Annotated in this window: 24 protein-coding genes; 15 read left to right on the forward strand and 9 right to left on the reverse strand. The window is 49.4% G+C overall.

What is annotated here, in order from left to right:
- Positions 1 to 100: 100 nt before the first annotated feature.
- The 8 genes from dapA (at position 101) to ABID13_RS18625 (ending at position 8212) form a co-directional block, all read left to right on the forward strand.
- Entirely contained in the window at positions 101 to 994 is an 894-nt protein-coding gene (gene dapA, locus ABID13_RS18585) for a 4-hydroxy-tetrahydrodipicolinate synthase (protein ID WP_007867682.1), read from the forward strand.
- A 20-nt stretch (positions 995 to 1014) separates the two neighbouring features.
- On the forward strand, positions 1015 to 2352 hold the full coding sequence (locus ABID13_RS18590) for a hypothetical protein (RefSeq protein ID WP_242849225.1): 1338 nt from the start codon (positions 1015 to 1017) through the stop codon (positions 2350 to 2352).
- 98 nt (positions 2353 to 2450) lie between these two features.
- Positions 2451 to 3545 (forward strand): ethanolamine utilization protein EutH, encoded by a 1095-nt coding sequence (locus ABID13_RS18595; protein WP_048929401.1) that lies wholly within the window; start codon positions 2451 to 2453, stop codon positions 3543 to 3545.
- Between the two features lie 5 nt (positions 3546 to 3550).
- Positions 3551 to 4174: a flavodoxin family protein gene (locus tag ABID13_RS18600; RefSeq protein WP_007867673.1), complete on the forward strand. Its 624-nt coding sequence runs from the start codon at positions 3551 to 3553 to the stop codon at positions 4172 to 4174.
- A 138-nt stretch (positions 4175 to 4312) separates the two neighbouring features.
- Positions 4313 to 5833: a xylulokinase gene (locus ABID13_RS18605; protein WP_007867670.1), complete on the forward strand. Its 1521-nt coding sequence runs from the start codon at positions 4313 to 4315 to the stop codon at positions 5831 to 5833.
- Positions 5834 to 5857: 24 nt separating this feature from the next.
- Complete coding sequence (locus tag ABID13_RS18610) at positions 5858 to 6187, forward strand: cupin domain-containing protein (RefSeq protein WP_007867668.1); 330 nt, start codon at positions 5858 to 5860, stop codon at positions 6185 to 6187.
- Positions 6188 to 6229: 42 nt separating this feature from the next.
- Positions 6230 to 6808 carry a GntR family transcriptional regulator gene (locus ABID13_RS18615; protein WP_048929400.1) on the forward strand — a complete coding sequence of 193 codons (579 nt, stop codon included), beginning with the start codon at positions 6230 to 6232 and terminating at the stop codon, positions 6806 to 6808.
- 471 nt (positions 6809 to 7279) lie between these two features.
- Positions 7280 to 8212: an AraC family transcriptional regulator gene (locus ABID13_RS18625; RefSeq protein ID WP_048929399.1), complete on the forward strand. Its 933-nt coding sequence runs from the start codon at positions 7280 to 7282 to the stop codon at positions 8210 to 8212.
- Positions 8213 to 8305: 93 nt separating this feature from the next.
- Here the strand turns inward: ABID13_RS18625 and ABID13_RS18630 are convergent, their stop codons facing one another.
- The 8 genes from ABID13_RS18630 to ABID13_RS18665 all read right to left on the reverse strand — a co-directional run bounded on the left by ABID13_RS18630 (position 8306) and on the right by ABID13_RS18665 (position 17237).
- Complete coding sequence (locus ABID13_RS18630) at positions 8306 to 9508, reverse strand: ABC transporter substrate-binding protein (RefSeq protein ID WP_048929398.1); 1203 nt, start codon at positions 9506 to 9508, stop codon at positions 8306 to 8308.
- 77 nt (positions 9509 to 9585) lie between these two features.
- Entirely contained in the window at positions 9586 to 10533 is a 948-nt protein-coding gene (locus ABID13_RS18635; protein WP_048929397.1) for an ABC transporter ATP-binding protein, read from the reverse strand.
- Position 10534: 1 nt separating this feature from the next.
- On the reverse strand, positions 10535 to 11512 hold the full coding sequence (locus ABID13_RS18640) for an ABC transporter ATP-binding protein (RefSeq protein ID WP_045092375.1): 978 nt from the start codon (positions 11510 to 11512) through the stop codon (positions 10535 to 10537).
- A gap of 21 nt (positions 11513 to 11533) precedes the next feature.
- On the reverse strand, positions 11534 to 12412 hold the full coding sequence (locus tag ABID13_RS18645) for an ABC transporter permease (RefSeq protein WP_045092374.1): 879 nt from the start codon (positions 12410 to 12412) through the stop codon (positions 11534 to 11536).
- Positions 12413 to 12429: 17 nt separating this feature from the next.
- The gene (locus ABID13_RS18650; protein ID WP_048929396.1) at positions 12430 to 13353 is read right to left on the reverse strand and encodes an ABC transporter permease; all 924 of its coding nucleotides are present in this window, start codon (positions 13351 to 13353) and stop codon (positions 12430 to 12432) included.
- Positions 13354 to 13380: 27 nt separating this feature from the next.
- Positions 13381 to 14940, reverse strand: a complete 1560-nt coding sequence (locus ABID13_RS18655) for an ABC transporter substrate-binding protein (RefSeq protein ID WP_048929395.1) — start codon at positions 14938 to 14940, stop codon at positions 13381 to 13383.
- 19 nt (positions 14941 to 14959) lie between these two features.
- Positions 14960 to 15961, reverse strand: a complete 1002-nt coding sequence (locus tag ABID13_RS18660) for a dipeptidase (RefSeq protein WP_045092371.1) — start codon at positions 15959 to 15961, stop codon at positions 14960 to 14962.
- Positions 15962 to 16055: 94 nt separating this feature from the next.
- A complete protein-coding gene (locus ABID13_RS18665) occupies positions 16056 to 17237 on the reverse strand; it encodes an enolase C-terminal domain-like protein (protein ID WP_045092370.1) in 1182 nt (393 codons plus the stop codon).
- 338 nt (positions 17238 to 17575) lie between these two features.
- Here ABID13_RS18665 and ABID13_RS18670 point away from each other — a divergent pair, with 338 nt between their 5' ends.
- The 7 genes from ABID13_RS18670 to ABID13_RS18700 all read left to right on the forward strand — a co-directional run bounded on the left by ABID13_RS18670 (position 17576) and on the right by ABID13_RS18700 (position 24522).
- Complete coding sequence (locus tag ABID13_RS18670; protein ID WP_048929394.1) at positions 17576 to 18664, forward strand: TRAP transporter substrate-binding protein; 1089 nt, start codon at positions 17576 to 17578, stop codon at positions 18662 to 18664.
- Between the two features lie 22 nt (positions 18665 to 18686).
- Positions 18687 to 19181 (forward strand): TRAP transporter small permease, encoded by a 495-nt coding sequence (locus tag ABID13_RS18675; RefSeq protein ID WP_007867630.1) that lies wholly within the window; start codon positions 18687 to 18689, stop codon positions 19179 to 19181.
- The gene (locus ABID13_RS18680) at positions 19178 to 20482 is read left to right on the forward strand and encodes a TRAP transporter large permease (RefSeq protein ID WP_048929393.1); all 1305 of its coding nucleotides are present in this window, start codon (positions 19178 to 19180) and stop codon (positions 20480 to 20482) included. The genes ABID13_RS18675 and ABID13_RS18680 overlap by 4 nt, the downstream gene beginning before the upstream one ends.
- A gap of 40 nt (positions 20483 to 20522) precedes the next feature.
- The gene (locus tag ABID13_RS18685; protein WP_007867627.1) at positions 20523 to 21260 is read left to right on the forward strand and encodes an aspartate/glutamate racemase family protein; all 738 of its coding nucleotides are present in this window, start codon (positions 20523 to 20525) and stop codon (positions 21258 to 21260) included.
- Between the two features lie 164 nt (positions 21261 to 21424).
- Positions 21425 to 22615, forward strand: coding sequence for a coenzyme F420-0:L-glutamate ligase (locus ABID13_RS18690; RefSeq protein ID WP_007867625.1), 1191 nt, complete (start codon positions 21425 to 21427; stop codon positions 22613 to 22615).
- 154 nt (positions 22616 to 22769) lie between these two features.
- Entirely contained in the window at positions 22770 to 23555 is a 786-nt protein-coding gene (locus ABID13_RS18695) for an aspartate dehydrogenase domain-containing protein (protein WP_007867623.1), read from the forward strand.
- Between the two features lie 70 nt (positions 23556 to 23625).
- Complete coding sequence (locus ABID13_RS18700) at positions 23626 to 24522, forward strand: NAD(P)-dependent oxidoreductase (protein ID WP_007867621.1); 897 nt, start codon at positions 23626 to 23628, stop codon at positions 24520 to 24522.
- 11 nt (positions 24523 to 24533) lie between these two features.
- On the opposite strand, the gene ABID13_RS18705 is transcribed toward ABID13_RS18700, so the two are convergent.
- Positions 24534 to 24980, reverse strand: coding sequence for a MarR family winged helix-turn-helix transcriptional regulator (locus ABID13_RS18705; protein ID WP_007867618.1), 447 nt, complete (start codon positions 24978 to 24980; stop codon positions 24534 to 24536).
- Positions 24981 to 25008 lie beyond the last annotated feature (28 nt).

Below are 25008 nucleotides of genomic sequence, written 5' to 3' on the forward strand. Positions count from 1 at the left end.
TTGCTCTTACATTCTAACAGCTTAAGCAACAAGATGGATAATTCCTTACTGGATGTAAGGGATATTAACCATAAATATATTGTAGTAGGAGGAAGCAGAAATGTTAACAAAATCAATTGAATTCAAAGGACTTTATCCCGCATTAATGGTAGGCTTCAACGCCGACAATACTCTTGATCTGGAAGGTTTAAAGGAAAACGTAAAATATCTCATGGCTCAGGGCTGTGCAGGTATGTGTGTCAATGGCTCTACCGGTGAGGCGGCAGCCCTTACCAGAGAAGAGAGAGTGGCTGCGATCAAGGCGGCAAGGGAAGCCATGGGCACAGAGGGAACGATCATTGCAGGTGCTGGCGCTTCCATGACCGCACAGACCATTGAGCTGGTACAGGATGCCAAGGATGCAGGGGCAGACGCCGCCCTGGTTCTCTCACCCATCGGCAATACAACAGATGAGGGACTTGTAAAGCACTATGAGGCAGTGGCTGAAGTCGGTATTCCTATTGTTCTGTACAATCACCCGGGCGCAACCGGAATCGACATTACCATTGAAAAGTTTGACAGACTGATCCAGATTCCCAATGTGATCGGTATGAAAGAAACCAGCGGAAGCATGCCTCTCCTTGCTGAGATCTTCAGAAAATACGGCGATACCAACATTTCCATTTTCACAGGCGCAGATGACCTGACCCTTCCGGCGCTGGCAGTAGGCGCAAAGGCTATTATCCTGGCAACAGCAAACGTTGCTCCAAAGCAGGTTCTGGACATCATGAATGCGGTTGAGAACGGCGATATTAAGAAGGCAAGAGAAGTTTACTACAGCATTGCACCTCTGACCAGCGTGATTGGAGCTGAGGACAACTTCCCGGCAGGCATCAAGAAAGCAGTTGAACTCTTAGGCCGTCCGAGCAGTGATCCTAGAATGCCGATCCTTCCAATGCCTGAGGACCAGGTTCCAGGGCTGGTGGAGACATTAAAGATTGCCGGTTTACTGTAATCAGAAGGGAGAATATGAAAATGAAAAAGATTAAAATTGGTTTGGCAGCAGTTGCCAGCCCTGTGGAATCCGGCGGCGAGCGCGGTGATGATCTGCTTGCAAGGGCCAGGAAGGCCATGACGGCAGCCGGTATGGAGGTTGTGGTATATCCTGAGCTGATCTGGGATGCGGCGGCGGCACTGGAAGCCTGCGATACATTTAAGAAAGAAAATGTAAACTCCCTGGTGATCATGGATATCACATGGGTCATTGATTCCATGAAGTATATTTTCACCACCAAACTTCAGGTTCCCACCGTGTTCTGGGCAGTTCCCTATACGGAGACATTCTCCATCGGGTGCATCCAGCATTACGGCTCTATCTTAAAGGCAATGGGATATACGTATGATTACGTTTACGGACTGCCGGAGGATCAGGCTGTTATTGAAGGCATCGAGTCCTATGCAAAAGTGGGCGCTGCTGTTGACAATGCAAAGGACATGGTCATTGGCCTTATGGGACCGAGACAGACATGGCGAGTTTGCGGACCTCAGGACATGAGCAAGGAAGAGTGGGATTTTACAAAGAAGACAGGCGTTACCTTTGTACATATTGAGATGGAGGAAGTGACAGACCGCGCAGCGGCAATTTCAGATGAGGAAGCTGAAAAGACACTGGCTGAACTGATGAAACGCAGCGGGAAATCCGTGGCTGACAAAAAGGCCCTGGTTTACATGGCAAAGGTTTACATGGCTACCAAGGAGATCATTGCAAAGTATCATCTTACCTCTGTTGCTGCCGAGTGCTATCCCAACTACGGAGGCCTGATGAATCTGGTATCCTCCTGGATGGCAGATGAGGGCGTGCTGGTGGATACGGAAGGCGATCTGGGCCATGCGTTTGTGATCAATACACTGAACCAGCTGGCCGGCGGCGGAGTGGTTGCCCTTGGCGAGGCCGGAAGCATTGACATAGAAAGAAATATCGTTCCTGTTGCGCACGAGGGAAGCACTGCAATGTCACTGGCTGACAGCCTTGACAGGGCACAGATCAACCCCAGCGGCGAACTGGGCACCTTTGTGGGCGTGCCCCACAAGGCCATGGATACCGTTACAGTCAGCGCAATTGTGGGCAATGGCGGAAATTATAAGATGTTTGTTGCAAAGGGCAGAACCCTGCCTGTAACACATGAGGAGTGGGTGGAAGGCGGCTCCAAGCTGCTTGTGAACCTGCAGTTTGATACCCCTGCCCAGTCTGTGATCGATCAGCTGATCAAGGGCGGCATGGATCACCACTTTGTGATCAAGGAAGGCGACTATACCAAGGAATTGTCCGCATTCTGCGACTACATGGGATTTGATCAATTGCTGTTAAAATAAGTTTTTTGCAGAGAAGTACGCCCGGAAGCGTACCAGGAGAAAGATGGCCGCAGCGGGAATGTCACTGCGGCCGTTTTGCAATGAGGAGGAGAAATCGCATGTCCGCGTATCTGGCAATAAAAATCATAGTTGCGGTGGGGATTGTGGCGGGAGGGGCAGATCTTCTCATGGACTGCCGGTTCCACATTGGAGAGAAAATGAAGGAAGGGTTTGGAATGGCCGGGCCCATGATGCTGTCCATTGCCGGAATCATGTCCCTGGCTCCCATCATAGCAAAGCTGCTGCAGCCTGCGTTGGTGCCTGTATTCCGTTTTATAGGAGCGGACCCGGCTGTGTTTGGTATCCTTCTGGGCTGTGATATGGGCGGTTACCAGCTGGCCATGTCCCTGGCTGAATCCAAGGAGATCGCCCGCATGGTGGGGCTGGCCACGGCATCCATGCTGGGCGGGACCCTGACATTTTCAATCCCGGTGGGCCAGGCCATGGTGGAACCTGAGGATATGCCGTATTTTTCAAGGGGGATGCTGCTTGGGATCGCGGCCATCCCCTTTGGCAGCATAATGGGGGGAGCTTTTATGGGGATCCCCTGGAATCTGATCCTGATCAACCATGTGCCGGTGATCCTGCTGTCTCTGGTCTTGACATGGGGATTCAGGTTCTGTCCGGGCAGGATCGTGCGCTGTGTGGAAGCATTTGGAAACATGATCTCAAAACTGGGAATTGTGGGGATTGCCATTGGAAGTATCTCCTATCTCACCGGAGTTACCATCATTGGGGATTTTACCCCGGTCATGGAAAGCATGGCGGTGGTGTGCGGCATGACCATTGTGCTCATCGGTATGCTGCCCGTGCTTGAGATATTTATCCGGCTGCTTAAAAAACCGCTGAACATAATTGGAAGAAAGATAGGACTGGATGCGGTCAGCACAAGCGGGATCATATTTACCATGGCCAGCGGTGTGCCCACATTTGCAATGATGAAGAATATGTCCCGCAGAGGGATCGTCATCAATGCTGCCTGGAGTGTGACCTGCGCTGCGATCTTTGGAAGTCAGCTAAGTTTCGTACTGGGAGTGGAGCCGGAGATGATCATGCCGTTCATGGCCGCAAAACTGGCGGCAGGAATCCTGGCCCTGATCATTGCATTTCTGACAACCCGTAATATGGAAGAAATAAGAGAAAGAGAGGTTTAGAAAGGATGAAGGTTTTATTACTAAATGGGAGTCCAAATGAAAAAGGATGTACCTATACCGCACTCAGTGAGGTGGCAAGGACGCTTGAAGAAGAGGGGATCGAAGCAGAGATCATGCATATCAAGAAGAACTGTATCATGGGATGTACAGGATGCGGCGCCTGTTCCGGCAACGGAAACAGGTGTATCTTTGACGGCGGGATTGTCAATGAGGTGCTGGATAAGATGGAGACGGCAGACGGCCTGATCGTGGGCAGCCCTGTTTACTTTGCATCGCCCACAGGCGCTGTGCTGTCTTTGCTTGACAGGATCTTTATGGCCGGAAATAAATTCTATTTAAAACCGGCGGCAGCAGTCGCATCTGCCAGAAGAGCCGGAACCACGGCCACCATTGACGTGCTGAACAAGTATTTTAATCTGGCCGGAATGCCCATTGTCTCCTCCAATTATTACAATGTGATCCATGGACATACGCCCGAGGAAACCAGACAGGATGAGGAAGGCATGCAGACCATGCGTACCCTTGGAAGGAACATGGCATGGATGCTTAAATGCATGGAAGCGGGCAGGGAGAAAGGTCTTGTAATGCCTGAGAAGGAGCCCAAGATCAAGACCAGCTACATAAGATAAATCACCTGTTTCGGCTGCCGTGCAAAACATTGCTTAAAGTGTTGCGGGCAAAAAATGTAATGTATGGGACAACATACTTAATCGACACATGGCAGGGATTGAACTATGCTTAATACAACAAAGTTAAGGAGGAGAATAATGCAGTTACTTATAGGATTGGATGTAGGAACAACAGCACTTAAGGTTGCTCTTTTTGATGGAAAAGGCACGCTTTTAGCAGTGTCCACACAGGAATATGCATTGCTTACCCCCAAAGTAAATTATGTGGAAGTGGATGCAGAGGTTTACTGGCAGTCATTAAAAAAAGGGCTGGAGGAGATTACGGCAGCCTATCCGGTGGGAAGCGGTGACAAGATAGCATTGGCAATATCCGCACAGGGAGAGACGCTGATCTGCATTGACAAACAGGGAAAGACGCTGGGCAATGCAATTGTATGGATGGATAACCGGGCAGTGGACGAAGCCCGGGAGATGGAAGAGCGGTTTGGCAATGAGACATGTTACCGGGTAACCGGGCAGGTAAGCTTTGAACCATGCTGGCCGGCCCCTAAGATCCTGTGGCTGAAAAAGAATGAGCCGGAGATATTTGCCAATACGGACAGGTTCCTTCTGGTGGAGGATTATCTGATCTACCGTATGACCGGACATTTTTACACGGAAGGATCCCTGGTGTGTTCCTCCGTATATTGGGATATCATTAACAAATGTTATTGGAAAGATATGCTGGACTTTATCGGTATCCGTGAATCCCAGCTGGCCGAGGTGGCGGAGTCCGGCACTGTGGTGGATGATATGATCCCGGAAGTGGCAAGGGAGTTTGGTCTTAACTGCCCGGTCACCGTATGTATGGGAGCCCTGGACCAGGCGGCGGGAGCCATTGGCGCAGGAAACATAAAGGAAGGCATGTTCTCCGAGACCATCGGCGCAGCTCTTGCGATCTGCGCACCGGTATCCAAGCCCGTGTTTGATCCCAACCGGAAGATGCCCCTCCATTACTTTGCCCTTCCCGATACATATATGATCCATACATTTACCACAGGCGGCATGACGCTCAGATGGTTCAGGGATAAGTTCTGCGCGGATGAGATGGCGGTTCAGGCGGCAGGAGGCGGGGATGCCTATGATCTGATCAGCAGCGAGGTGGATCAAGTGGCTCCGGGATGTGACGGCCTTGTGATGCTTCCCCATTTATCAGGTTCCCTGGCGCCTGATATCAATGCAAAGGCAAAGGGAGTATGGTTTGGATTCAGTCTGAACCACACAAAGGCACATTTTGCACGATCCATCATGGAATCCCTGGGATTCATTCTCAGAAGGAATCTGGAAGCCCTGGCCGATATGGGCATTACTGTAAAAGAGGTGCGCTCCCTGGGCGGCGGTTCCAAGAGCAAGGTGTGGAACCAGATCAAAGCAGATATCAATGATATTTCCCTTGTGACCGTGAAATCAAAGGAGGCCGCATGCCTTGGCGCAGCAATCCTTGCAGGCACAGCCACCGGCGTATTCTCAAGCGTGGAGGATGCGGTGAATAATATGATCCAGATCAAGGACCGGTACGAAGCCCGTCCGGACGACAAGGAACTGTATGATGAGAGATATGAAATGTACTGTAAGCTGTTCCGTGACCTGACGGAGTGCTTTGACAAAACAAGTATGTAAAATATGACAAAGTGAGGTAGAAATATGAAGGTAATCAAGAAAGAAGAGAGCAGGATATATCTGGACGGACCGGAGATTTGCAGGGAGTATGTGATCACACCAAAGATCGTGTTTGGTTCCTCCACACTTCATCCCGGACAGACCGGAGGGATCGACCCCGGACATCCGGAAGGCCATGAAGTATTTTATGTCAGCAGGGGAGAGGTCCTGATGCATAATACCCAGACCGATGAATTTTATGAGCTCCATGAAGGCGACATTATCCTGGTTTATGAAGGAGAACCCCACGAGCTGACCAATATAGGTACGGATATGGCAGTGATCACATGGAGCTGCGCGCCTAAGATTGATTGATTCCCATATAGACAGAGTACACTGGATTTAACAGGAGGTTGTATGTTTACACAGGATTGGGCGGTTGATGATACGGACAAGGGACAGCCGCTGTACCAGATGATTCATAACACATTATATCACAGGATCGTCAGTGAATCGCTGAAGCCGGGGGATCACCTGCTGGAGTGTTTCCTGGCCGAGGACATGAAGGTGAGCAGGACTCCTGTGAGAAAGGCCATTATCCGTCTGGAAAAAGAGGGCCTTGTAAGGCGCAAGCGCGGCCGTGCTATTGTGGAATCCGTATCCTGCCAGGACATTGAAGATACCCTTGAGATACGTTCCGCCCTGGAAAAGCTGGCAATATCAGATGGTGTCTGCCACGTGACACAGGAAGGGATCCAGTGCATGGAACGAGCCAATGAAGACTTTTGCCGTACCCTGGCCAGGGGTGACGTGCTTGCCAGCGTGGAGGCGGATGAGGCGTTTCATGATATCATATACCAACTGTCGGACAACCGCACGCTTCTGAAGCTTATCAGGGACTTTGAAAGCACCATGTACCGCTTCCGGGTAAGAGCGCTGAATACATTGACAGCAGGATCCTGGTTCAGGAACATGAGGCCATTATCCAGGGATTGAAACATCGTGACGCAGACATGGCAGTGCAGGCAGTGACAAAACATATAGAGCGTCAGAAGGGGATGATGCTTGGAAGCTGTATCGTAAAGCAGAGACCGGATGTTTGCTGAAATTCAGCATTGGAAAAAAATAACTGAACAGAAAATCAGAGGACCTGTTGAACGGTTAAATATTAAACGTTTGTATCGTATAATATTCAGCCTGCCAACGGGTCCTCTTTGGATATGCCCCCCGCCCTTGACATAATTTTGATTATGAAGTATATTCTGCGTGCTGTACAGCCATTTGGCTGTAATCCGGCAGGGCTGTGAGCAGGGGAGGAAATTGGGCACTCAGCAAAAAAAGATATGTGTTCAGCAAACATAATAATGGATTTATGAGCGGATATTTTGTAAACTATAGATAAGGCTAAAATGCCGGAAAAGAATGATAATGTTATGGGTCGGCGTTTCTTGGAGAGGGTGGGATAGAATGGACGTTACTTCTGAAAAATATACCAATATAATGCGTGCTTCGGAGCTGCTTTTAAGCCAGCATGAGGAAGAGATCTCCATCCCTTCATTTCCCGAAGGGATCAAGGTTTTTCTTGATACATTTCATGTTGGGGACTATGCTTTTTCCAGCAGGCACTGGCATCGCTCCATCCAGTTTAATGTAATATTGGAAGGAACCCTGGATGTGTCCGTGAACGGAAAGGATATTCTGCTGCAGAGGGGGGATGGGATATTCATCAATTCCAATGTGTTCCATCACCTTAATTTTAAGGGGGAATCAGAGTGTGTGGGATACAGTTTTCAACTGCATCCTTCGGCCATATGCTCGGAAAAAGACATCTATCTCTATACAAAGTATGTTGCTTCCGTGATCAATAACGCTGATCTGAACTACCTGACGTTCAAAGAAGAGGTTCCATGGCATTCAGGGGTACTGAATTATTTGAACAGGGCCTTTATATCGGCGAACCAGCAGGATTTCGCCTATGAACTGGATGTTAAAAACTTGCTTTCCTGCGCATGGATGTTAATGCTGCGCAATTACAACTCCATTCCGGCTAACAACACGGATTCATACACCTTGTCCAATGCCCCCAGGATAAAAGAAATGCTTTCCTATATCCAGAACCACTACTCGGACCGCATCACCCTGTCCCAGATTGCTGCGGCTGCCAGTATCAGCCTGAGTGAGTGTAACCGTTGTTTTAAGAGATTCCTGAAGCTGACGCCCATTGAGTATCTCACACAGGTGCGGGTGGCGGCTGCCTGCCGGCTGCTGAAGGAGGGGACGGAGACGATCGCTTCCGTGGCGGAAGACCTGGGATTTGCAGACTACTCTTATTTTCACAGGGTGTTTAAAAAATATATGGGGTGTACTCCAAAGGAATATATGGAAATGCATCATGCGTAACAAAACCGGGCGTTCTTCTCAATCTAAAGAAGAATGCCCGGTTATCGTTTTTACATTGTATTTTTCACGTTATCTTTCTCTCTTTATCTCTTTCTATTTTTCATCGATCCCGACATATGTTCCGTTTTTCGCGATCAGCATGTGGGGCTTCGCGTTGGGGTTATCTCCGTTTGCATCAAATCCTTCCACATCCACCATGATTCCTGAATAGGATGCATTGGAGCGGAGCCATTCCACCAGGGCATTGCCGTTTAAACCGTTTGTCTCCTCATTTTTCAGGGCTTCCGATACCATGTAGATCAGATCATATGGTCCTGCCGCTTCCTGGCCGGGATCCACGCCGGTCAATTCGGTATAGCTTTTTACGAATTTCCGGACGCGTTCATTTGTGCTCTCGGCATCAAAGGCTGACATGGTGATAAATCCTTCCGTACACTCGGCATCGGCCACCTGGAAGATAAGAGGATTGGCACAGCCAGTGTTTCCAAACACCTGAACATCCCAGCCAAGGGAAGCCTTCTGTTTCAGGAATAATCCGGCGGGATTATACTCGGTAAGCAGATATACGGCATCCGCGCCCTTTCCCTTAAAGTTTGTGATATAGGCGGTGTAATCCTTTTCCGTTTCCACCTGTACCTGTGCGGAATCAATGATATCAATGTTGTACTTATCTTTCAGATAGTTTTTTGTAAAATCAAAGTTAGTTACATCCGTATCGGCTGATGTATACAGAATGGCAGGTTTTTTTACGCCGCATTCATTTACCATGTAATCGCACATCTGCTCAATGATTGCGGAATCCTTGGCACAGATCCTCAGATAATTCTTATATCCCAGTTCCGTGATGGTATTTCCCGTATTGATCCCGGAGAGGACCGGAAGGTCGGCGTTGGCCCAGGTGGGGTATGCTGCCTTGGAACAGCCTGTGGAAATGGATGTGACCACAAAACGGTATTTGTTTGCGGCAACCATTTTCTCCGCACAGATCACTGCCTGATTGGTATTCATCTGGTCGTCATACACATCATAGACAAGTTTCTTCCCATTGATCCCGCCGTTTTCATTGATCTCCTGCACTGCAAGACGGACGCCGTATTCCTGCTGCTGTCCAAGTCCGGCCGTATCGCCGGTCATGGGCCCCATAACCGCGAATTCAATGGTTTCCGCATCTTCGCTTTTGCTGCTTTGCGGTTCGGAAGCTCCTCCGCTTGTTCCCGAAGCACTGCATCCCGCAAGGGTTACTGCTGCTAACAATGTGAGTGATAAATTTCTGATACATTCTGATCTTTTTTTCATATGAAACCTCCGCATTTTATTATATTTTCAGCTTTATACCAGCTGCCTTATGCCAGTTGCTTTTTACATACTGCTTGTTACAGATATTCATGACAGGCCACAAAATGTCCCGGTTCTATCTCAGCCAGTTCCGGTTTTGTCTGGAAGCATATTTCTTTGGCAAAGGGACAGCGTTTGGCAAACCTGCATTCATTTCCCGGATTGATGGGGGATGTGATCTCACCGTGGATGATCTCCCTTTGCTTATTGCGGCTGCTGAGCTTTGGCACCGGGATGGCGGCCAGCAGAGCCCTTGTGTAGGGATGGGACGGATGGGAAAATAAAAGCTTTTTGGGAGCAAGCTCCACGACCTGGCCCAGGTACATGACCATGATGTTGTCGGAGATATGTTTTACAACGCTCAGGTTATGTGTGATAAACATATAAGTAAATCCCTTTTGTTCCTGAAGATCCTGCATCAGGTTAAGAATCTGTGCCTGGATGGATACATCCAGTGCGGATACAGGCTCATCGCAGACAATGAATTCCGGGTTCAGCGCCAGGGCCCTTGCAATGCCTATTCTCTGCCTCCGGCCTCCGTCCAGCTCGTGAGGGTAGGAGTTGATCAAACGCTCTGCCAGCCCCACGGTCTCCATTAATTCGTATATTTTGTCGTCAAGTTCTGTTTTAGACCGGTAAAGCTTGTTTACGATCAGGGCTTCGGATATGATCTCCCCCACGCTTGCCCTGGGATTTAAGGATTCATAAGGGTCCTGAAAGATAATCTGCATCTTTTGGCGCATCATGCGCATTTTGTGCTTGTCATAGGCGAGGATATTGTCCCCTTTGTAATAGACTTCCCCCTCGGTTGAATCCAGAAGGCGCAGGATCAGGCGCCCCAGCGTACTTTTGCCGCAGCCGGACTCGCCCACCACGCCCAGCGTGGTGCCTTCTTCAATGGTAAATGATACGTCATCCACCGCGTGGAGATAGCCCTTGGCAGTGGGGAAATATTTTTTTAAATGCTGGATCTCCAGTAAATTCATATCAATTCCCCTCCTTTTGCTTTTCCCAATACCAACACATGACACGATGGCCGTTTTCAGCCTCACTGGCAGGCGGGCTGGTCTTGCATAACTCTGTTGCGTAAGGACATCTGGGATGAAAATGGCAGCCAGCGGGCAGATTGGTGGGATCCGGCATTAAGCCATCGATGGGTGTCAGCCTGTGCTTGTCGTCATCCAGGCTGGGGACTGAATTAAACAGACCCTGTGTATACGGGTGAAGAGGCGTGCTGTATATCTGTTCAACACTTCCTGATTCAACGATCTCCCCGGCATACATGATCGCCACCTTGTCGCACATTTCCACCACGATCCCCAGATCATGGGTGATCAGCAGCATGGAGGTGTGATACTCTCTTTTTAGATCCTCCATCAGGTTTAATATCTGTGCCTGAATGGTTACATCCAGCGCTGTTGTGGGCTCATCGGCAATGAGCAGCTTTGGATTGCATGCCAGTGCAATGGCGATCACCACCCTTTGTTTCATGCCGCCGGAAAACTGATGGGGGTATTCTGTTTTGCGCCCTTTTGGAAGCCCGACCTTTTCCATGAGTTCATCCACCTGGTTGCTCAGTTCCTGCTTGCTGAAATGGTTGTGGAGCAGTATCATCTCGCCGATCTGTTCTCCCACGGTTTGAAGGGGGTTCAATGAGGTCATGGGATCCTGGAATATCATGGCCACCTTTCTTCCGCGGATCAGCCTCATTTTCTTTTCCGGCGATTTCACCAGTTCCTCGCCGTCCAGCACAATGCTCCCCGAAACGATTTCCGATACCTTTGGGGGGAGCAGGCCCATGATGCTGAGTGCCGTGGTGGTTTTTCCGGCGCCGGTTTCACCCACCAGTCCCAGCGTTTCGCCGTCCTTTAATTCCAGATCAATGCCGTTCACTGCGTTTACAGTTTCATTGTTGGAATAATAACGGATGTTTAAATTTTTTATCTGTAAATAATCCTTTTGCACGGTAAACCCCTCTCTTTCTGCTTACTTTAACCGGGGATCCAATGCATCCCTCAACCCATCACCCAGAAGATTCAGCGAGAGGACGGTAAGCACGATGCAGATGCCTGGAAACACGACCAGATAGGGCAGGTTACGGATAAATTCCTTGCCCTCGGAAAGCATTGCCCCCCATTCGGGCATAGGCGGGTTAATGCCTAATCCCAAAAAGCTTAAGCCCGCGGCAGATATGATGATCTCACCCACCCCCAAGGTGGCCTGCACGATCACAGGGCCGATGGCGTTTGGGATGATGTTTTTCAGTATAATGCGGCCGTCCCATGTTCCGATCGCCCGGGCCGCTTCTATGAACTCCTTATCCCGGATAGATAGGATGGAGGAGCGGATAATACGCGCATACCGCGGGACGCAGGATATGGCAACCGCCACCATGATGTTTACGATCCCGGTGCCCAGAGCGGCGATCACTGCGATCGCCAGGAGGATGGAGGGAAGGCTGAGGAAAATGTCCATGATCCTCATTAACACATTATCCAGCTTGCCTCCGTAAAAACCGGCAATGGCTCCAATGAGGCCGCCGATGACCAGTGAGGCAAAAACCGTGATAACCCCTATGGTCAGGGATATTCTGGCCCCATAGATCAAACGGGCCAGCACATCCCGTCCGTACTGGTCTGTTCCCAGCCAATGGGCCGCATTGGGGGGCTGCAGGCGGTTGGCGATATCCTGTCTGATCACATCAGTGTTATAATCCACCAGAACATCAGCAAAAATTGCGATCAGCAAAATGCATATAAACAGCCCCAGGCCGAACATGGCCTGTTTGTTTTTTCTCATTCGCAGCCATATTTCATAGAGCTGGCTTCTCTTATAAACATTCCGTTCCTTTTTGATTTCCTTCATTGTACTCCTCCTGTCGTTTAATCCGTCCGGATCCGGGGATCGAATAGGGTGTATAAAATATCGATCAGCAGATTGACAACGCTAAATGTAAAAGCCACAAACAGCACCGCTCCCATTACAACAGGAATATCTTTTTGACGAATGGATGTTACCATCTGGATCCCCATGCCGGGAATGCCAAAAACAGTTTCCGCAATTGCGGATCCGCCTAAAACGATTCCGAAGTTAATGCCGATCACGGTTAAAACAGGGATGATCGCATTTTTTAAGGCGTGCTTGAAAATAACCCTGGTTTCAGAGGCGCCTTTAGCGCGGGCTGTCCTTACAAAATCCTGGCGCAGGACTTCCAGCATGCTGGATCTTGTCATCCTTATGATCTGGGCGGAGTTTACCAGCGCCAATGTGATGGCAGGAAGTACAAAGCTTTTTACCCCATCAAATCCACTGGATGGAAACCAGCCCAGTTTCAATGAAAACAGCAGGATCAGCATAAGCCCCAGCCAGAATACGGGTATGGAGGTGAGGAGAAGTGCAAAGACAACCGTAATACTGTCGATTACCGTATACTGTTTTACTGCGGATAAGGTTCCGATGGGAATGCTGAAGATGACTGCCAGCAGCATGGAAGACACAGCCATGATCAAGGTGATGGGAAAGCGGATCTTTAATATGATATCAGTTACAGGCATTCCCAGCTGATAGGAAGTGCCGAAATCTCCGTGGAGTATGTTGGTCAGGTATGTAAAAAACTGTACTAAAAACGGTTTGTTTAAACCCATTTCTTCTCTCAAGGCATCCACCTGGGCCTGGGGGACTTTGTCCCCCAGGATCATACGCGCGGGATCGCCGGGCGCCAGGTACATGATCGAATAGACAAGAAATACGATTCCAAACAACACAGGGATAAAATATATAATTCGTTTGGCGATATATTTACTCATTGATTTCCTCCCTATCTGTTATATCCATCATTCTTCCAAGGTCCATTCCTTTACAGGAAAGTAGCAGTTATTGTAGATCGTAACGCCTTTGATATGGGCATTGGCGCCCACGATCTCAGCAGGGAAGAATAAGGGAACCACAACCATGCTTTCGTCTGCCCTTTTGATGATATCCGTATAGATCTGTCCTCGTTCCTTGGTATCCATGGTCTGGGTTGCCTTTATCAGCATTTCGTCAATGACAGGGTCATTAAAGCATCTGTCGTAGTTCTGGTCGCCGTCTGATTTGTACAGGAAGGACAGCATTTTGTCAACACTGGGCCAGTTCAGATAGCCGATGGTCATATCGAAATCGCAGTTCCCCAGGTATTCGATCCAGGTGGCCTTTTCCATCTGTTCGATCTGTAAATCGATTCCAATCTCTGCCAGCTGTGCCTGCAGGACCTGAGCTACCTTCATAAGAAATGCTTTATCTGTCCTCACGAGCACGGTGGTGGTAAAACCATCCTGATAGCCTGCTTCTTCCATGAGCTTTTTAGCCCCTTCCAGATCGTATGTATCAAAGGGCAGGTCCTCTGTATATCCCAGTTGCAGACTGTTTAACGGAGCGTTTGCAAGCGCTCCCGCGTTGTCATAGGAGGCGGCAATGATATCGTTTTTATTTACGGCCTTTGCAATGGCTTCTCTTACCTTCTGGTTGTCAAAAGGAGGTTTGGACTTGTTAAATGTCAGGTGCACAAAGGAGAAGCTTGGAGCCTGGTGCACGACCAGATTCTCGTCCCCATCCACAATGGACATGTCTGCTACGGATAAATCCGGCATGAAGTCAACTTCTCCCTTTTGCAGCGCAATAACGGCAGTGCTGGCATCAGGCAGGATCTTAAAATTGATCTTCTGGATCTGGGGCTGTTCTCCCCAATAGCCGTCAAATGCAGCAAGTGAAAATGGCTGCCCGGGAATACATTCCCCTTCCAGCTTATAAGGGCCGGTTCCAATGGGATGGAACTTATAATTGTCACCTGCTTCGATCACGGCCTTTTCGCTGACAATGGAACCGCCCAGGCTTCCGATCACTTGAAGGAAGTTAGCTTGTATATACTTACATGTGATCACAAGGGTGGTATCGTCCGGCGCTTCCACGTGGTCGATCATGGAAAAGCTGGAGGCTGTTACCGGCTCGGACATGGCGCGTTCCACTGAGAATTTGGCATCGGCGGAGGTGAATTTGTCACCGTTGTGGAACAGCACATCATCCCGCAGCTTGAAGGTATACACAAGATTGTCATCGCTGACAGACCACTCGGTGGCCAGCTCAGGCAGGATTTCTGAGGACACTTCATCTTTGCTGTCCACAAGCGTATTGTATATATTGCCGCCCTGTGCAATCATGGAAGTTCCGTCAATGGTGGTATGGGGGTCAAGGCTGGTCTGCTGGCTCAAAAGAGCAATGGTCACCTGTTTTTGTGCAGCTTTGTCACCGGTTTTTTCTGATGCAGTCCCTTCTGTTGAAGCTGGTTTGCCTGCACAGCCTGAAACTAACATGGCAAGACAGACTAAAAGTATAGTTGTTTTTTTGTTTTTTCTCATAGTTCTTCTCCCTTCACGATCATCCTATTGTAGAAGCCAGCAAACGCATCAGATTATCCCCGAGTATTCCTTTGATCTCTGATTCTGTAAAACCGGTTTCCATTAATTTTTCCACAAAAAGAGGAAGTTCCTCATGTGTTTTTATCACATCGAATGTCTCGTTCGCGGTCTGGTGATTCATCCTGTCAAACTGATCCAGTCCCAAACCGGCAATTTCCAACATACCATGTTCTTTTAGATAGCAGTAATGCCGGATCAGGTCGTCCAGTGATGCATGTTCCTGGTCCTCGAAGCGCAGCATCATGCTGACACCGTTTAAACCAACCACACAGGAACGTTCCATCATAACTGCAAGTTGTTTATCCATCAGGTTTCGGGGAGAGTGGGAAATCTCATACACATTCGAGTGGGTGGCTATGAATGGACAGCCTGTCAAATAGATCAGATCCCAGAATCCGGTAAAATTAAGGTGGGAAACATCCAGGAGCATTCCTAGCTTCTGGGCATATTCGATCAGGCGTTCACCGTCCTCTGTAATGCCATACCCGGGCCGTTCGCTGTAAAAACGTGCGCCGTCCGCGGCCCAGTTTGAGCGTGCCCAGCATAATCCCAGAACACGCACTCCCAGGTTGTAGAAGATGCGCAGCAGTGAGACATCTCCGTTTAAGGGCTCAACCCCTTCCATGGTGATCAGGATCCCTATTTTGCCCTGATGTCTGGCTTCCCGGATCTCATCCGTATTCCGTACAATGACTACCTCATCCCGCAGCTCATCCAACTCTGTGTAAAGGGCTTCGACCTGCCGCAGTGCCTGTCTCAAGCCCTGTTCAGGAAGATATTCATCATCCACAAAGATTGCTGCAAATATCACGTCCACACAGCCTGCCCGGAAGGATTCCAGATAGTCTTCTTTTATTACGTGCTGCCTTCCCATTGCGTGCTTGCGCTCCAAATCGGACATCAGATCCAAATGGGCGTCTATTACCATTGATTCTTTCAGTATCTCGTCTGCTGTTTTCATAGCCTTCCCTCTCTATAACCTTCCCTCTCTATACATGTTTGTGTTCCGTATGTTTTTGCTCTGTGTAACATCCCTTTTTAATATGTATGTTGTTTCAGACCTGCCTGCAGATGGTCTTGCTCTCGCAGTCACCGCCTGTTAAGGGCATGCCCCAGATAAAGTCCATTCCGAATCCAGGTTTTTCAGGAAGATACATTTTGCCGTCCTTCAGCTTGTAGCCGCTGAAATCAACACCTTCCGTGGTATCGGTTACTCCTTCCACACGGGCAACGCCGGGATATCCCGCACAGAACTGGGCTGCATAATGTGTTTTCAGCTTCAGGCCCCAGGCATGAGGAGAGATCCTTGCGCCTATTTCTTCAAGCTTTGGCATTACCCTTCTCCAGGGAGTAAGGCCGAATGCATGCCCCAGGGTATAGTCGCCCTGGATATCCATCTGGAATACGCCTAACAGGCCCTTTTTATACAGGTCAATGAGAAGATCCATGTTGGGATCGGTTTCCCCATCGGCGATCAATGTTCTTGGTGACTTGGCATCCAGATGCTCCCGAAGCGCGCGGAAATCCTGTTCATTTTCCCTGAAGGGCTCTTCGATCCAGTACAGTCCCACGTCAGCCACCCCGTCCACATACTGCTTCATTTTTTCCACGGTGTAGGCATCATTGGCATCCACCAGGATCTCACAGTCCGGGAAGCGTTCCCTGACAGCCCTTGTCACATCGATATCCCGCTTTAATCCGTCCGTCCAGTTCATCCACATGGGAGCACGGCCGATCTTAAGCTTAAATGCCCTGTAGCCGTAGTCGTATCCGTACTGGCATTCCTCCAGGATTTTTGCGATCCCTCCGGGTTTTCTGTCAGGGCTGATATCGTCAAAATAGATCAGCGTGTCATAAACGGGAACCGCGCCCACCCCCTTGTTGCCGAACATCTTGTAGCATGGAATGCCAAGTATGCTGCCGGCCAGGTCATGTAATGCAAAGTCAAAGGTAGAGAGGCTCATGTCCACGATCCCCTTGTCCGGGTCAAATACATCCGAGACGGATTTTCCCAGGATCATTCTGTCATCTGTTTCCGGATCCTGATGGTAAAACAGTCCGGATGACAGGCCCCATCCGCGGGCCCCCTGATCGGTGATGATTTCCTTTACTACAAACTCATCTCCATATGCATGTTCATTTCTGAATGCATTTTTGCCCACAAGACGGGGGAAATGGCTCCTGACTTTGTAGGTATTTACATTTGAAATTTTGTGGTACTGAAGTTCGTTGTTCATTTTGGTCACCTCGTGAGAATATTATTTGTTTGCTTTAGACAATTTTAATAATATTTTACAGGAAAGTCATTTCAATAATCTGTCAGGATTATGTACTATTTTTTCAAAAACAATGTTTTGACTGGTGAGGGAGCGGGCGGCGGGATATGTGCAAAACGCAAAAAATGTAGACAATATAGCAAGATAAGAAATAATATATATCTATATAAGTAGAATTACAGCAAGAAAGGATATATGAATGGCAAACATAATAATCGATTTATAAGACTTATTTTTGTAAACTATAGACAAGTCAAAAGCGCTGGAGAAAAAAATTACATATAACGGAGGTAGCAATTATGAGATCAATAAAAAAGTGGTTGGCATTAGGTATGTGTGTATCGCTTGCGGCAGGGTTGGCAGGATGTTCCTCAACCGCCCCATCCGGTACCCAGGGAAACAATACAGCATCAGCAGAAGGCAGTAAGAGCGGGGAAAGCAGCAAAGGTTCGGAGAACGGGAAAGCTTCAGGAGTGAAGACGATCCGCATCGCCAACGGACAGCCTGAGGACCATCCTGAGAATATTGCCCTCTATGCATTTAAGGATTTTATCGAGGAGAGGCTGGGAGATAAGTATACGGTGGAGATCTATCCCAATGAGCTGATGGGCGGTTCTGCCCAGGCTTTGGAGCTGATGCAGTCCGGTTCCCTGGAAATGGTAATTGCCAGTACCAGCAATCTGGAAGCATTCTCCAATACATATAAAATCTTTGGGCTTCCTTACTTGTTTGACAGCCTGGACAGCTATTACAAGGTAATGGACACAGAGGAGTTTATTAATAAGATCTACAGCAGTACCGTTGATTCGGGAATCCAGGGTGTAGCCTGGTTCAGCGCCGGGACAAGAAGCTTCTATTCCCCTAAAAAGATTGAATCTCCTGCTGATCTGAAGGGTAAAAAGGTCAGGGTACAGTCCAGTGACACCAATGTAAAGATGGTGGAGGCCCTGGGAGGCGCAGCAGTCATCTTATCCTACGGCGAAGTGTATACAGCTCTTCAGAACGGCGTTATCGATGTTGCCGAAAGTCCTGAGATCGCTCTGGTCAGCCATAAGCATGGTGAGGTTGCCAAATTCTACAGCTATGATGAGCACCAGATCATGCCTGACATGCTGGTTGCCAGCCCTAAATTCATGTCCAGTCTGAGTGAGGAAGAAAAGGCGGTTTTTGAAGAAGGATTTAAAATGTGTTCCGAAAAAGAGAGAGTTGAGTGGGACGCAGAGATTGACGCAGTGAAGGAAAAAGCACTGGAAATGGGTGTTGAGTTTGTGGATGTGGACAAAGAGCCCTTTAAAGAGCTGCTTCTGCCCGTTACCCAGAAGGTACTGGAGGAAAATCCCGACCTGAAACCTCTGTATGATGAGATCAAGCAGATACAGGAGAACTAGAATTTTTACTGGAGGTGATTGAGTGAAACAGGCAAAACAGATATTGGACAAAATATTGTGTGTCATTTGCGCGGTACTGATGGCATTCATGAGCATTCTGGTCGTTTATCAGGTGTTCACCAGATACGTATTAAACAATCCAAGTACATTTTCCGAGGACCTTCTTACCTATGCATTTGTGTGGATGTCGCTGTTAAGCACAGCGCTGGTATTCGGCGAACAAGATCACATGAAACTTTCGATCCTGGCTGATAAAGTAAATGGGAAAGGTCAGATCATATTGTCTATTGTGACGGAATTGATTATACTGGTGATAACCTATATCATATTCCTGAATGGCGGAAAATCATTTATGAACGTGGGTGCAATGCAGGTTTCACCAACACTCCACATACGTATGGTTTATGTGTATGCCATCCTGCCGGCTGCGGGTGTCCTCATTGTTATATATTGTATTCTTAACATAGGACTGCTGGCATCGCAGTTTATGAAACCGAAAGGAGATGAAAAGGTATGAGTGGAACAGTAACAGCAGGATTGATCATTTTGATCGTACTTGTGGTTCTTTTGCTGGCAGGAGTCCCCATCGGTATATCCCTCAGCGTGGCTTCCATGGCTGCAATCGTGTCATCCCTTGGTTATGCCGAGGCTGTCTCGGCCGCGGCGCTCAGGATGTTCCGCGGGATATCCATATTCACCCTTCTTGCGATCCCCTTTTTCATACTTGCGGGAAATATCATGAACAAGGGCGGGATCGCCATGCGCCTGATCAATCTGGCAAAGGCCCTTACGGGAAAGATACCCGGGTCCCTGGCCCATACAAATATTGTGGCAAATATGATGTTCGGCGCCATATCCGGTTCCGGAGTGGCGGCAGCATCCGCCATGGGCTCCATTGTGGGCCCCATTGAAAAACAGGAAGGCTATGATGAGGATTTCTCAGCGGCGGTCAACATAGCCACAGCCCCCACGGGACTGCTGATACCCCCAAGCAATGTCCTGATCACCTATGCCCTGGCCAGCGGCGGAACCTCTGTGGCCGCCCTGTTCCTGGGCGGTTATATCCCCGGGGTCCTTTGGGGGGTAAGTTGTATGATTGTGGTGTATTTTTACGCCAGAAAGATGGGGTATGTCAGCAACATCAAAATAAGTCCCAGTGAATTTATAAAGGTGCTTTTAGATGCTGTTCCCAGTCTGCTGCTGATCGTGATCATTGTGGGCGGGATCTGTACCGGGATCTTTACCGCCACAGAAGCGGCCGGTATTGCAGTGGCATACAGCCTGGTCTTATCCCTTTTTATATACCGGACCATTGATCTAAAGGAATTGTATGTGATCCTGGTGGACAGCGCTAAGATGTCCGGAACCATTATGTTCCTGGTGGGCGCTTCCAACATCATGGCATGGGTCATGACCTTTACCGGGATCCCGGGAGCCATAGCAAGCGCGATTCTGGGAGTTTCAGACAACAAGGTGGTCATCCTGCTGATCATTAATATCCTGCTTCTGTTTGTGGGAACATTTATGGATATCACACCGGCCATATTGATATTTACCCCAATCCTGCTGCCCATCTGTACCCAGCTTGGCATGACGCCGCTGCACTTTGGGATCATGATGACCTTTAACCTGTGTATCGGCTGTATCACGCCCCCGGTGGGAAATATCCTGTTTGTGGGCATCAAGGTTGCGGGCAGAAAGCTGGAGGATGTGATGAAACCCCTGCTAAAATGCTACATTGCGATATTTGTTGTGCTTATGATGGTAACCTTCATACCGGCATTGTCAAGCTGGCTGCCTGCATGGGCCGGATATTGATAGGATCAAAAAATAAAATAAATTTCTAGGAGGAATAGAGATGGAATATAGTGGAGGAAGACCTTTTTACGGGGATGTGGTAGGTGTCCTGATGCTGGACATGGAGGCTCCTTTGATTCCGGGAAATGTAGGAAATGCAATGTCATACGAGTTTCCGGTCCGCTACAAGGTTATGAAGGGACTGCCTGCTGACTGGTGGTGTGATGAGATCGGCCCGGATGAGACGCGCTGCCAGATGTTTATCCAGGCGGCAAAGGAGCTGGAGGCTGAAGGGTGCAAAGCCATTACCTCCGGATGCGGTTTCTTTGCAATTTATCAGAAACGCGTGGCGGCAGAGGTCAACATCCCTGTATTTTTATCCCCGCTTCTGATGGTGCCCATGCTTTCCATGATGATGGGAAAAAGAAGGGTGGGGATTTTATCTGCCGGAGGAAGGCACTTAAAGGGAGATTTCTTAAAGACGGTTGGAATTGATGAAAATGTAAACTATGCGGTTGGAGGCCTGGATGACACCGAGGAATTCTATCATGTGCATGTTACCTGTAATAAGAAGACCATCAACCCTGAGAAGATCCAGGCAGAGGTGATCCAGGCAGCAGAGAATTTGATCAGGCAATATCCGGATATAGGCTGCTTTGTGTTTGAATGCAGCGATATCCCGCCTTTTGCAAGGGAAGTGGCGCGCAGGACAGGACGCCCGGTATTTGACTTTATCGGGCTGGCCCACATGGTGGCCAGAGCCGTGGTGCCCCCTAAATATCCGGAGTTTTTCGGTTGATCCAATGATCGGAAGTAAACTGAAACCCCAGAGGTCATAAGGCCCCTGGGATTTTAGTATGTAAAATGACTGGCAAAATTTGAATGAAAATACTTCCCCTATCCGATTTTTTATACTATAATAGAATAGTTGACGTAAATTATAATGTACAGGAGAAAATACATATGGAAAGAAAAGTAGGTACAGTTTCAAGAGGTATCCGCTGTCCGATCATCAGGGAAGGCGACAATCTGGCGGAGATTGTGGTCAACAGTGTGCTGGAGGCAGGGGCAGATGAAGGCTTTGAAATCCGCGACAGGGATGTTATCTCCGTGACAGAATCCGTGGTTGCAAGGGCGCAGGGGAATTATGCTCCCATTCAGGCCATATCAGAGGATGTGAAGGCAAAACTGGGAGGAGGTACCATCGGAGTTATTTTCCCGATCCTGTCCAGGAACCGTTTTTCCATCTGTTTAAAGGGAATTGCAGGGGGCGCCAAGAAGATCGTCCTTATGCTCAGCTATCCCAGCGATGAGGTGGGCAATTCACTTGTTTCCCTGGACCAGGTGGATGAGGCAGGGATCAATCCATACAGCGATGTGCTTACCCTGGAACGCTACCGGGAACTCTTTGGAGAGAACAAGCATGAGTTTACCGGCGTGGATTATGTGGACTACTACTGTCAGATCATCCGGGAGGCCGGGGCGGAGGCGGAGGTTATCTTTGCCAATAACCCCAGGGAGATACTGAATCATACCAAGCGTGTCCTTACCTGCGATATCCATTCCCGTGCAAGGACCAAGCGCATCCTTAAGGAAGCCGGCGCCGAAGTGGTGTGCGGAATGGACGATATCCTCAATGCACCGGTGAACGGCAGCGGTTGTAATGAGAAATACGGTCTTTTGGGTTCCAACAAGTCCACAGAGGACAGCATCAAGCTTTTCCCAAGGGAGTGCATGGACCTGGTGTTGGATATTCAGAAACAGATCCTTGACAGGACGGGAAAGCATGTGGAAGTCATGGTATACGGCGATGGGGCGTTTAAGGATCCGGTAGGAAAGATCTGGGAACTGGCCGACCCATGTGTTGCGGTAGCCAACACAGAAGGGCTGGAGGGAACGCCCAATGAGGTCAAGTTAAAATACCTGGCTGACAATGATTTTAAGGACCTGTCAGGCGAGGCTTTAAAGAATGCCATTTCACAGAGGATCAAGGAGAAGAAATCCAATCTGGTGGGAGATATGTCCTCCCAGGGAACCACTCCAAGGCGTCTTACGGACCTGATCGGATCCCTGTGTGACCTTACCAGCGGCTCCGGTGATAAAGGCACTCCGGTGATCCTGGTGCAGGGATATTTTGATAATTATACAAACTAGAGTTCAGTTTCATAGTAGTGTGAGCAGCTTCAGCAATTCTGCACCGGCAGGATTGGTGGAGCTGTTTCGGCGTAAGGAGCACGTGGAATTTTGACGGAAAAGCCGGGAAAACACCCCCTCCTTTTCTGAAAACTATACAATGAAAGAGGATGTTATGAGTAAAATAAAGTTTGGGATCATGGGAAACGGTTATTTGGCCGGAATCATTGTGGATGGCTACCTGGACGGTATCCTCCACGAGTATGAACTGGTGGGGATACTGGGACGCACTCCCCATAAGACAGCTGCCATTGCTGAAAGAGGCGGGTGCAGGGCATGCTCCACGGTGGAGGAACTGCTGGCTTTGAAGCCTGATATCGTGGCGGAGGCAGCCTCCGTACAATGTGTAAGGGATAACGCGCAAAAGGTGCTGTCCGCTGGCGTGAATCTGATCGTGCTTTCCATCGGCGCGTTTGCAGATGAGGTATTTTATGATAAGATAAAAGAGACAGCCATCAGACACAACTCAAAGGTACATATTGCTTCCGGAGCAGTGGGCGGATTTGATGTGCTCCGCACCATCTCCCTCATGGGCCAGGCCAAGTCCGGTATCCGCACCAAGAAAGGTCCGGCATCCCTGATGAACACACCGTTATATGATGACGACCTGATGACGGAGGAGGGGGAGCCCCATGTGTTCTCGGGCAATGCCAAGGAGGCGATCTCTATCCTGCCCACCAAGGTGAATGTGGCGGTAGCCGCATCCCTGGCAACCACGGGGCCGGAGGATACCAGCGTGAATATATTCAGTGTGCCGGGAATGGTGGGGGACGACCATAAGATCACCACGGAGATCGATGGGGTAAAAGCCACCGTGGACATCTATTCCAGCACCAGCGCCATTGCCGGCTGGAGCGTGGTGGCGGTGCTTAAGAACCTTGTATCACCCATTGTGTTTTAGGATGCGCCCCTGCGAACGGAGGGGACCCGACAGATACGGAGAATAAATTGAGAACAGGAGAAGGAATCATATGTTTAAAAAAATAGTGGCAATTGAGCCGGTGAACCTGACGGCGGATGCTGAGAAGGAACTGCGCCTGTATGCAGAGGAAGTATGCATGTACCATGACATACCCGGGGACGACCAGGAGATCATCCGCAGGATAGGGGATGGGGACGGAGTGCTTGTAAGCTACACGTCCAAGATCAGCGCCCATGTTATTGAGAGCTGCCCCTCCATCCGCTATATCGGGATGTGCTGCAGCCTTTACTCTGAGGAGAGCGCCAATGTGGATATTGCCTGTGCAAGAAAGAACGGGATCACAGTGCTTGGAATACGGGACTATGGTGACCGGGGGGTGGTGGAATTTGCAATCAGCGAACTGGTCCGCTTTCTCCACGGATATGACAGGCCCCTGTTCAGGGATATGCCCATAGAGATCACGGATCTGAAAGTGGGGATCGTGGGGATCGGCGTGTCCGGGGGAATGATCGCGGATGCCATGCGGTTCATGGGAGCGGATGTCTCCTATTACAGCCGCACCAGAAAAGCGGAGAGGGAGAGCCAGGGAATGACCTACCGCCCCTTAAAGGAGCTTCTGGAATACAGTGAGGTGGTCTTTGCCTGCCTGAACAAGAATGTGATCCTCCTCCATGAGGAAGAATTTAAACAGCTGGGTACGGGAAAACTCCTTTTTAACACATCCATTGGCCCTGCCTTTGATATCCCGGCCCTGGGCGAGTGGCTGGACCAGGAAGGCAATTATTTTATCTGCGACACGGAGGGCGCGCTGGGGGATCCCGCAGGAGAACTCCTGAAACATCCCCATGTGGTCTGCGCCCATGGGTCCGCAGGCAGGACAAGGCAGGCCTTTGACCTTCTCAGCAAAAAAGTGCTGGATAATCTACGGACATTTTTAGGCGCCTAGATCAGGCTGCCTCAGAGGGGCGTAAAGTCACAGTGCTCCAGGTTGTCGCAGATTTTTTCCAGACAGGCACAGAACTGCTCCATCTCCTCCGGGGTCAGGCCCTTCCAGATCTGCCTGTCCACAAAGTCCAGGACCTGGTGCACTTTTTCCGCTTCCATGATCCCCTCCCCGGTGAGACAGATGAGGAAGGAACGGCGGCAGCCGGGGTCGCGTTCCCTGACCAGGTAGCCGGACTCCTCCAGCCTGTCCAGGGAGCGGGACATGGTGGTCACGTCCATATGGCAGGTGTCTGCCAGTTCTTTTTGTGTAACATGGTCCTTTTTCATCAGGGCGTCCAGTATGCGGGCGTGTCCCTGGCCAAAGGCCAGGCCGATTTGGCTGAAATAGGGCTGAAGCAGATGCTTGCGCGCTTTTTCCGAGCGGACCAGCAATTGGCGTACTTTATATGGTTCAATCATAATTCAGGCTTCCTTTCCATGGATCCGG

It is taken from the genome of Enterocloster citroniae, assembly GCF_040545455.1.
Classification (GTDB): Bacteria; Bacillota; Clostridia; order Lachnospirales; family Lachnospiraceae; genus Enterocloster; species Enterocloster citroniae.

Coding starts and splice junctions, on each gene's coding strand:
- dapA (WP_007867682.1), top strand. CDS start 101: ATGTTAACAAAATCAATTGAATTCAAAGGACTTTATCCCGCATTAATG.
- ABID13_RS18590 (WP_242849225.1), top strand. CDS start 1,015: ATGAAAAAGATTAAAATTGGTTTGGCAGCAGTTGCCAGCCCTGTGGAA.
- ABID13_RS18595 (WP_048929401.1), top strand. CDS start 2,451: ATGTCCGCGTATCTGGCAATAAAAATCATAGTTGCGGTGGGGATTGTG.
- ABID13_RS18600 (WP_007867673.1), top strand. CDS start 3,551: ATGAAGGTTTTATTACTAAATGGGAGTCCAAATGAAAAAGGATGTACC.
- ABID13_RS18605 (WP_007867670.1), top strand. CDS start 4,313: ATGCAGTTACTTATAGGATTGGATGTAGGAACAACAGCACTTAAGGTT.
- ABID13_RS18610 (WP_007867668.1), top strand. CDS start 5,858: ATGAAGGTAATCAAGAAAGAAGAGAGCAGGATATATCTGGACGGACCG.
- ABID13_RS18615 (WP_048929400.1), top strand. CDS start 6,230: ATGTTTACACAGGATTGGGCGGTTGATGATACGGACAAGGGACAGCCG.
- ABID13_RS18625 (WP_048929399.1), top strand. CDS start 7,280: ATGGACGTTACTTCTGAAAAATATACCAATATAATGCGTGCTTCGGAG.
- ABID13_RS18630 (WP_048929398.1), bottom strand. CDS start 9,508: ATGAAAAAAAGATCAGAATGTATCAGAAATTTATCACTCACATTGTTA.
- ABID13_RS18635 (WP_048929397.1), bottom strand. CDS start 10,533: ATGAATTTACTGGAGATCCAGCATTTAAAAAAATATTTCCCCACTGCC.
- ABID13_RS18645 (WP_045092374.1), bottom strand. CDS start 12,412: ATGAAGGAAATCAAAAAGGAACGGAATGTTTATAAGAGAAGCCAGCTC.
- ABID13_RS18650 (WP_048929396.1), bottom strand. CDS start 13,353: ATGAGTAAATATATCGCCAAACGAATTATATATTTTATCCCTGTGTTG.
- ABID13_RS18655 (WP_048929395.1), bottom strand. CDS start 14,940: ATGAGAAAAAACAAAAAAACAACTATACTTTTAGTCTGTCTTGCCATG.
- ABID13_RS18660 (WP_045092371.1), bottom strand. CDS start 15,961: ATGAAAACAGCAGACGAGATACTGAAAGAATCAATGGTAATAGACGCC.
- ABID13_RS18665 (WP_045092370.1), bottom strand. CDS start 17,237: ATGAACAACGAACTTCAGTACCACAAAATTTCAAATGTAAATACCTAC.
- ABID13_RS18670 (WP_048929394.1), top strand. CDS start 17,576: ATGAGATCAATAAAAAAGTGGTTGGCATTAGGTATGTGTGTATCGCTT.
- ABID13_RS18680 (WP_048929393.1), top strand. CDS start 19,178: ATGAGTGGAACAGTAACAGCAGGATTGATCATTTTGATCGTACTTGTG.
- ABID13_RS18685 (WP_007867627.1), top strand. CDS start 20,523: ATGGAATATAGTGGAGGAAGACCTTTTTACGGGGATGTGGTAGGTGTC.
- ABID13_RS18690 (WP_007867625.1), top strand. CDS start 21,425: ATGGAAAGAAAAGTAGGTACAGTTTCAAGAGGTATCCGCTGTCCGATC.
- ABID13_RS18695 (WP_007867623.1), top strand. CDS start 22,770: ATGAGTAAAATAAAGTTTGGGATCATGGGAAACGGTTATTTGGCCGGA.
- ABID13_RS18700 (WP_007867621.1), top strand. CDS start 23,626: ATGTTTAAAAAAATAGTGGCAATTGAGCCGGTGAACCTGACGGCGGAT.
- ABID13_RS18705 (WP_007867618.1), bottom strand. CDS start 24,980: ATGATTGAACCATATAAAGTACGCCAATTGCTGGTCCGCTCGGAAAAA.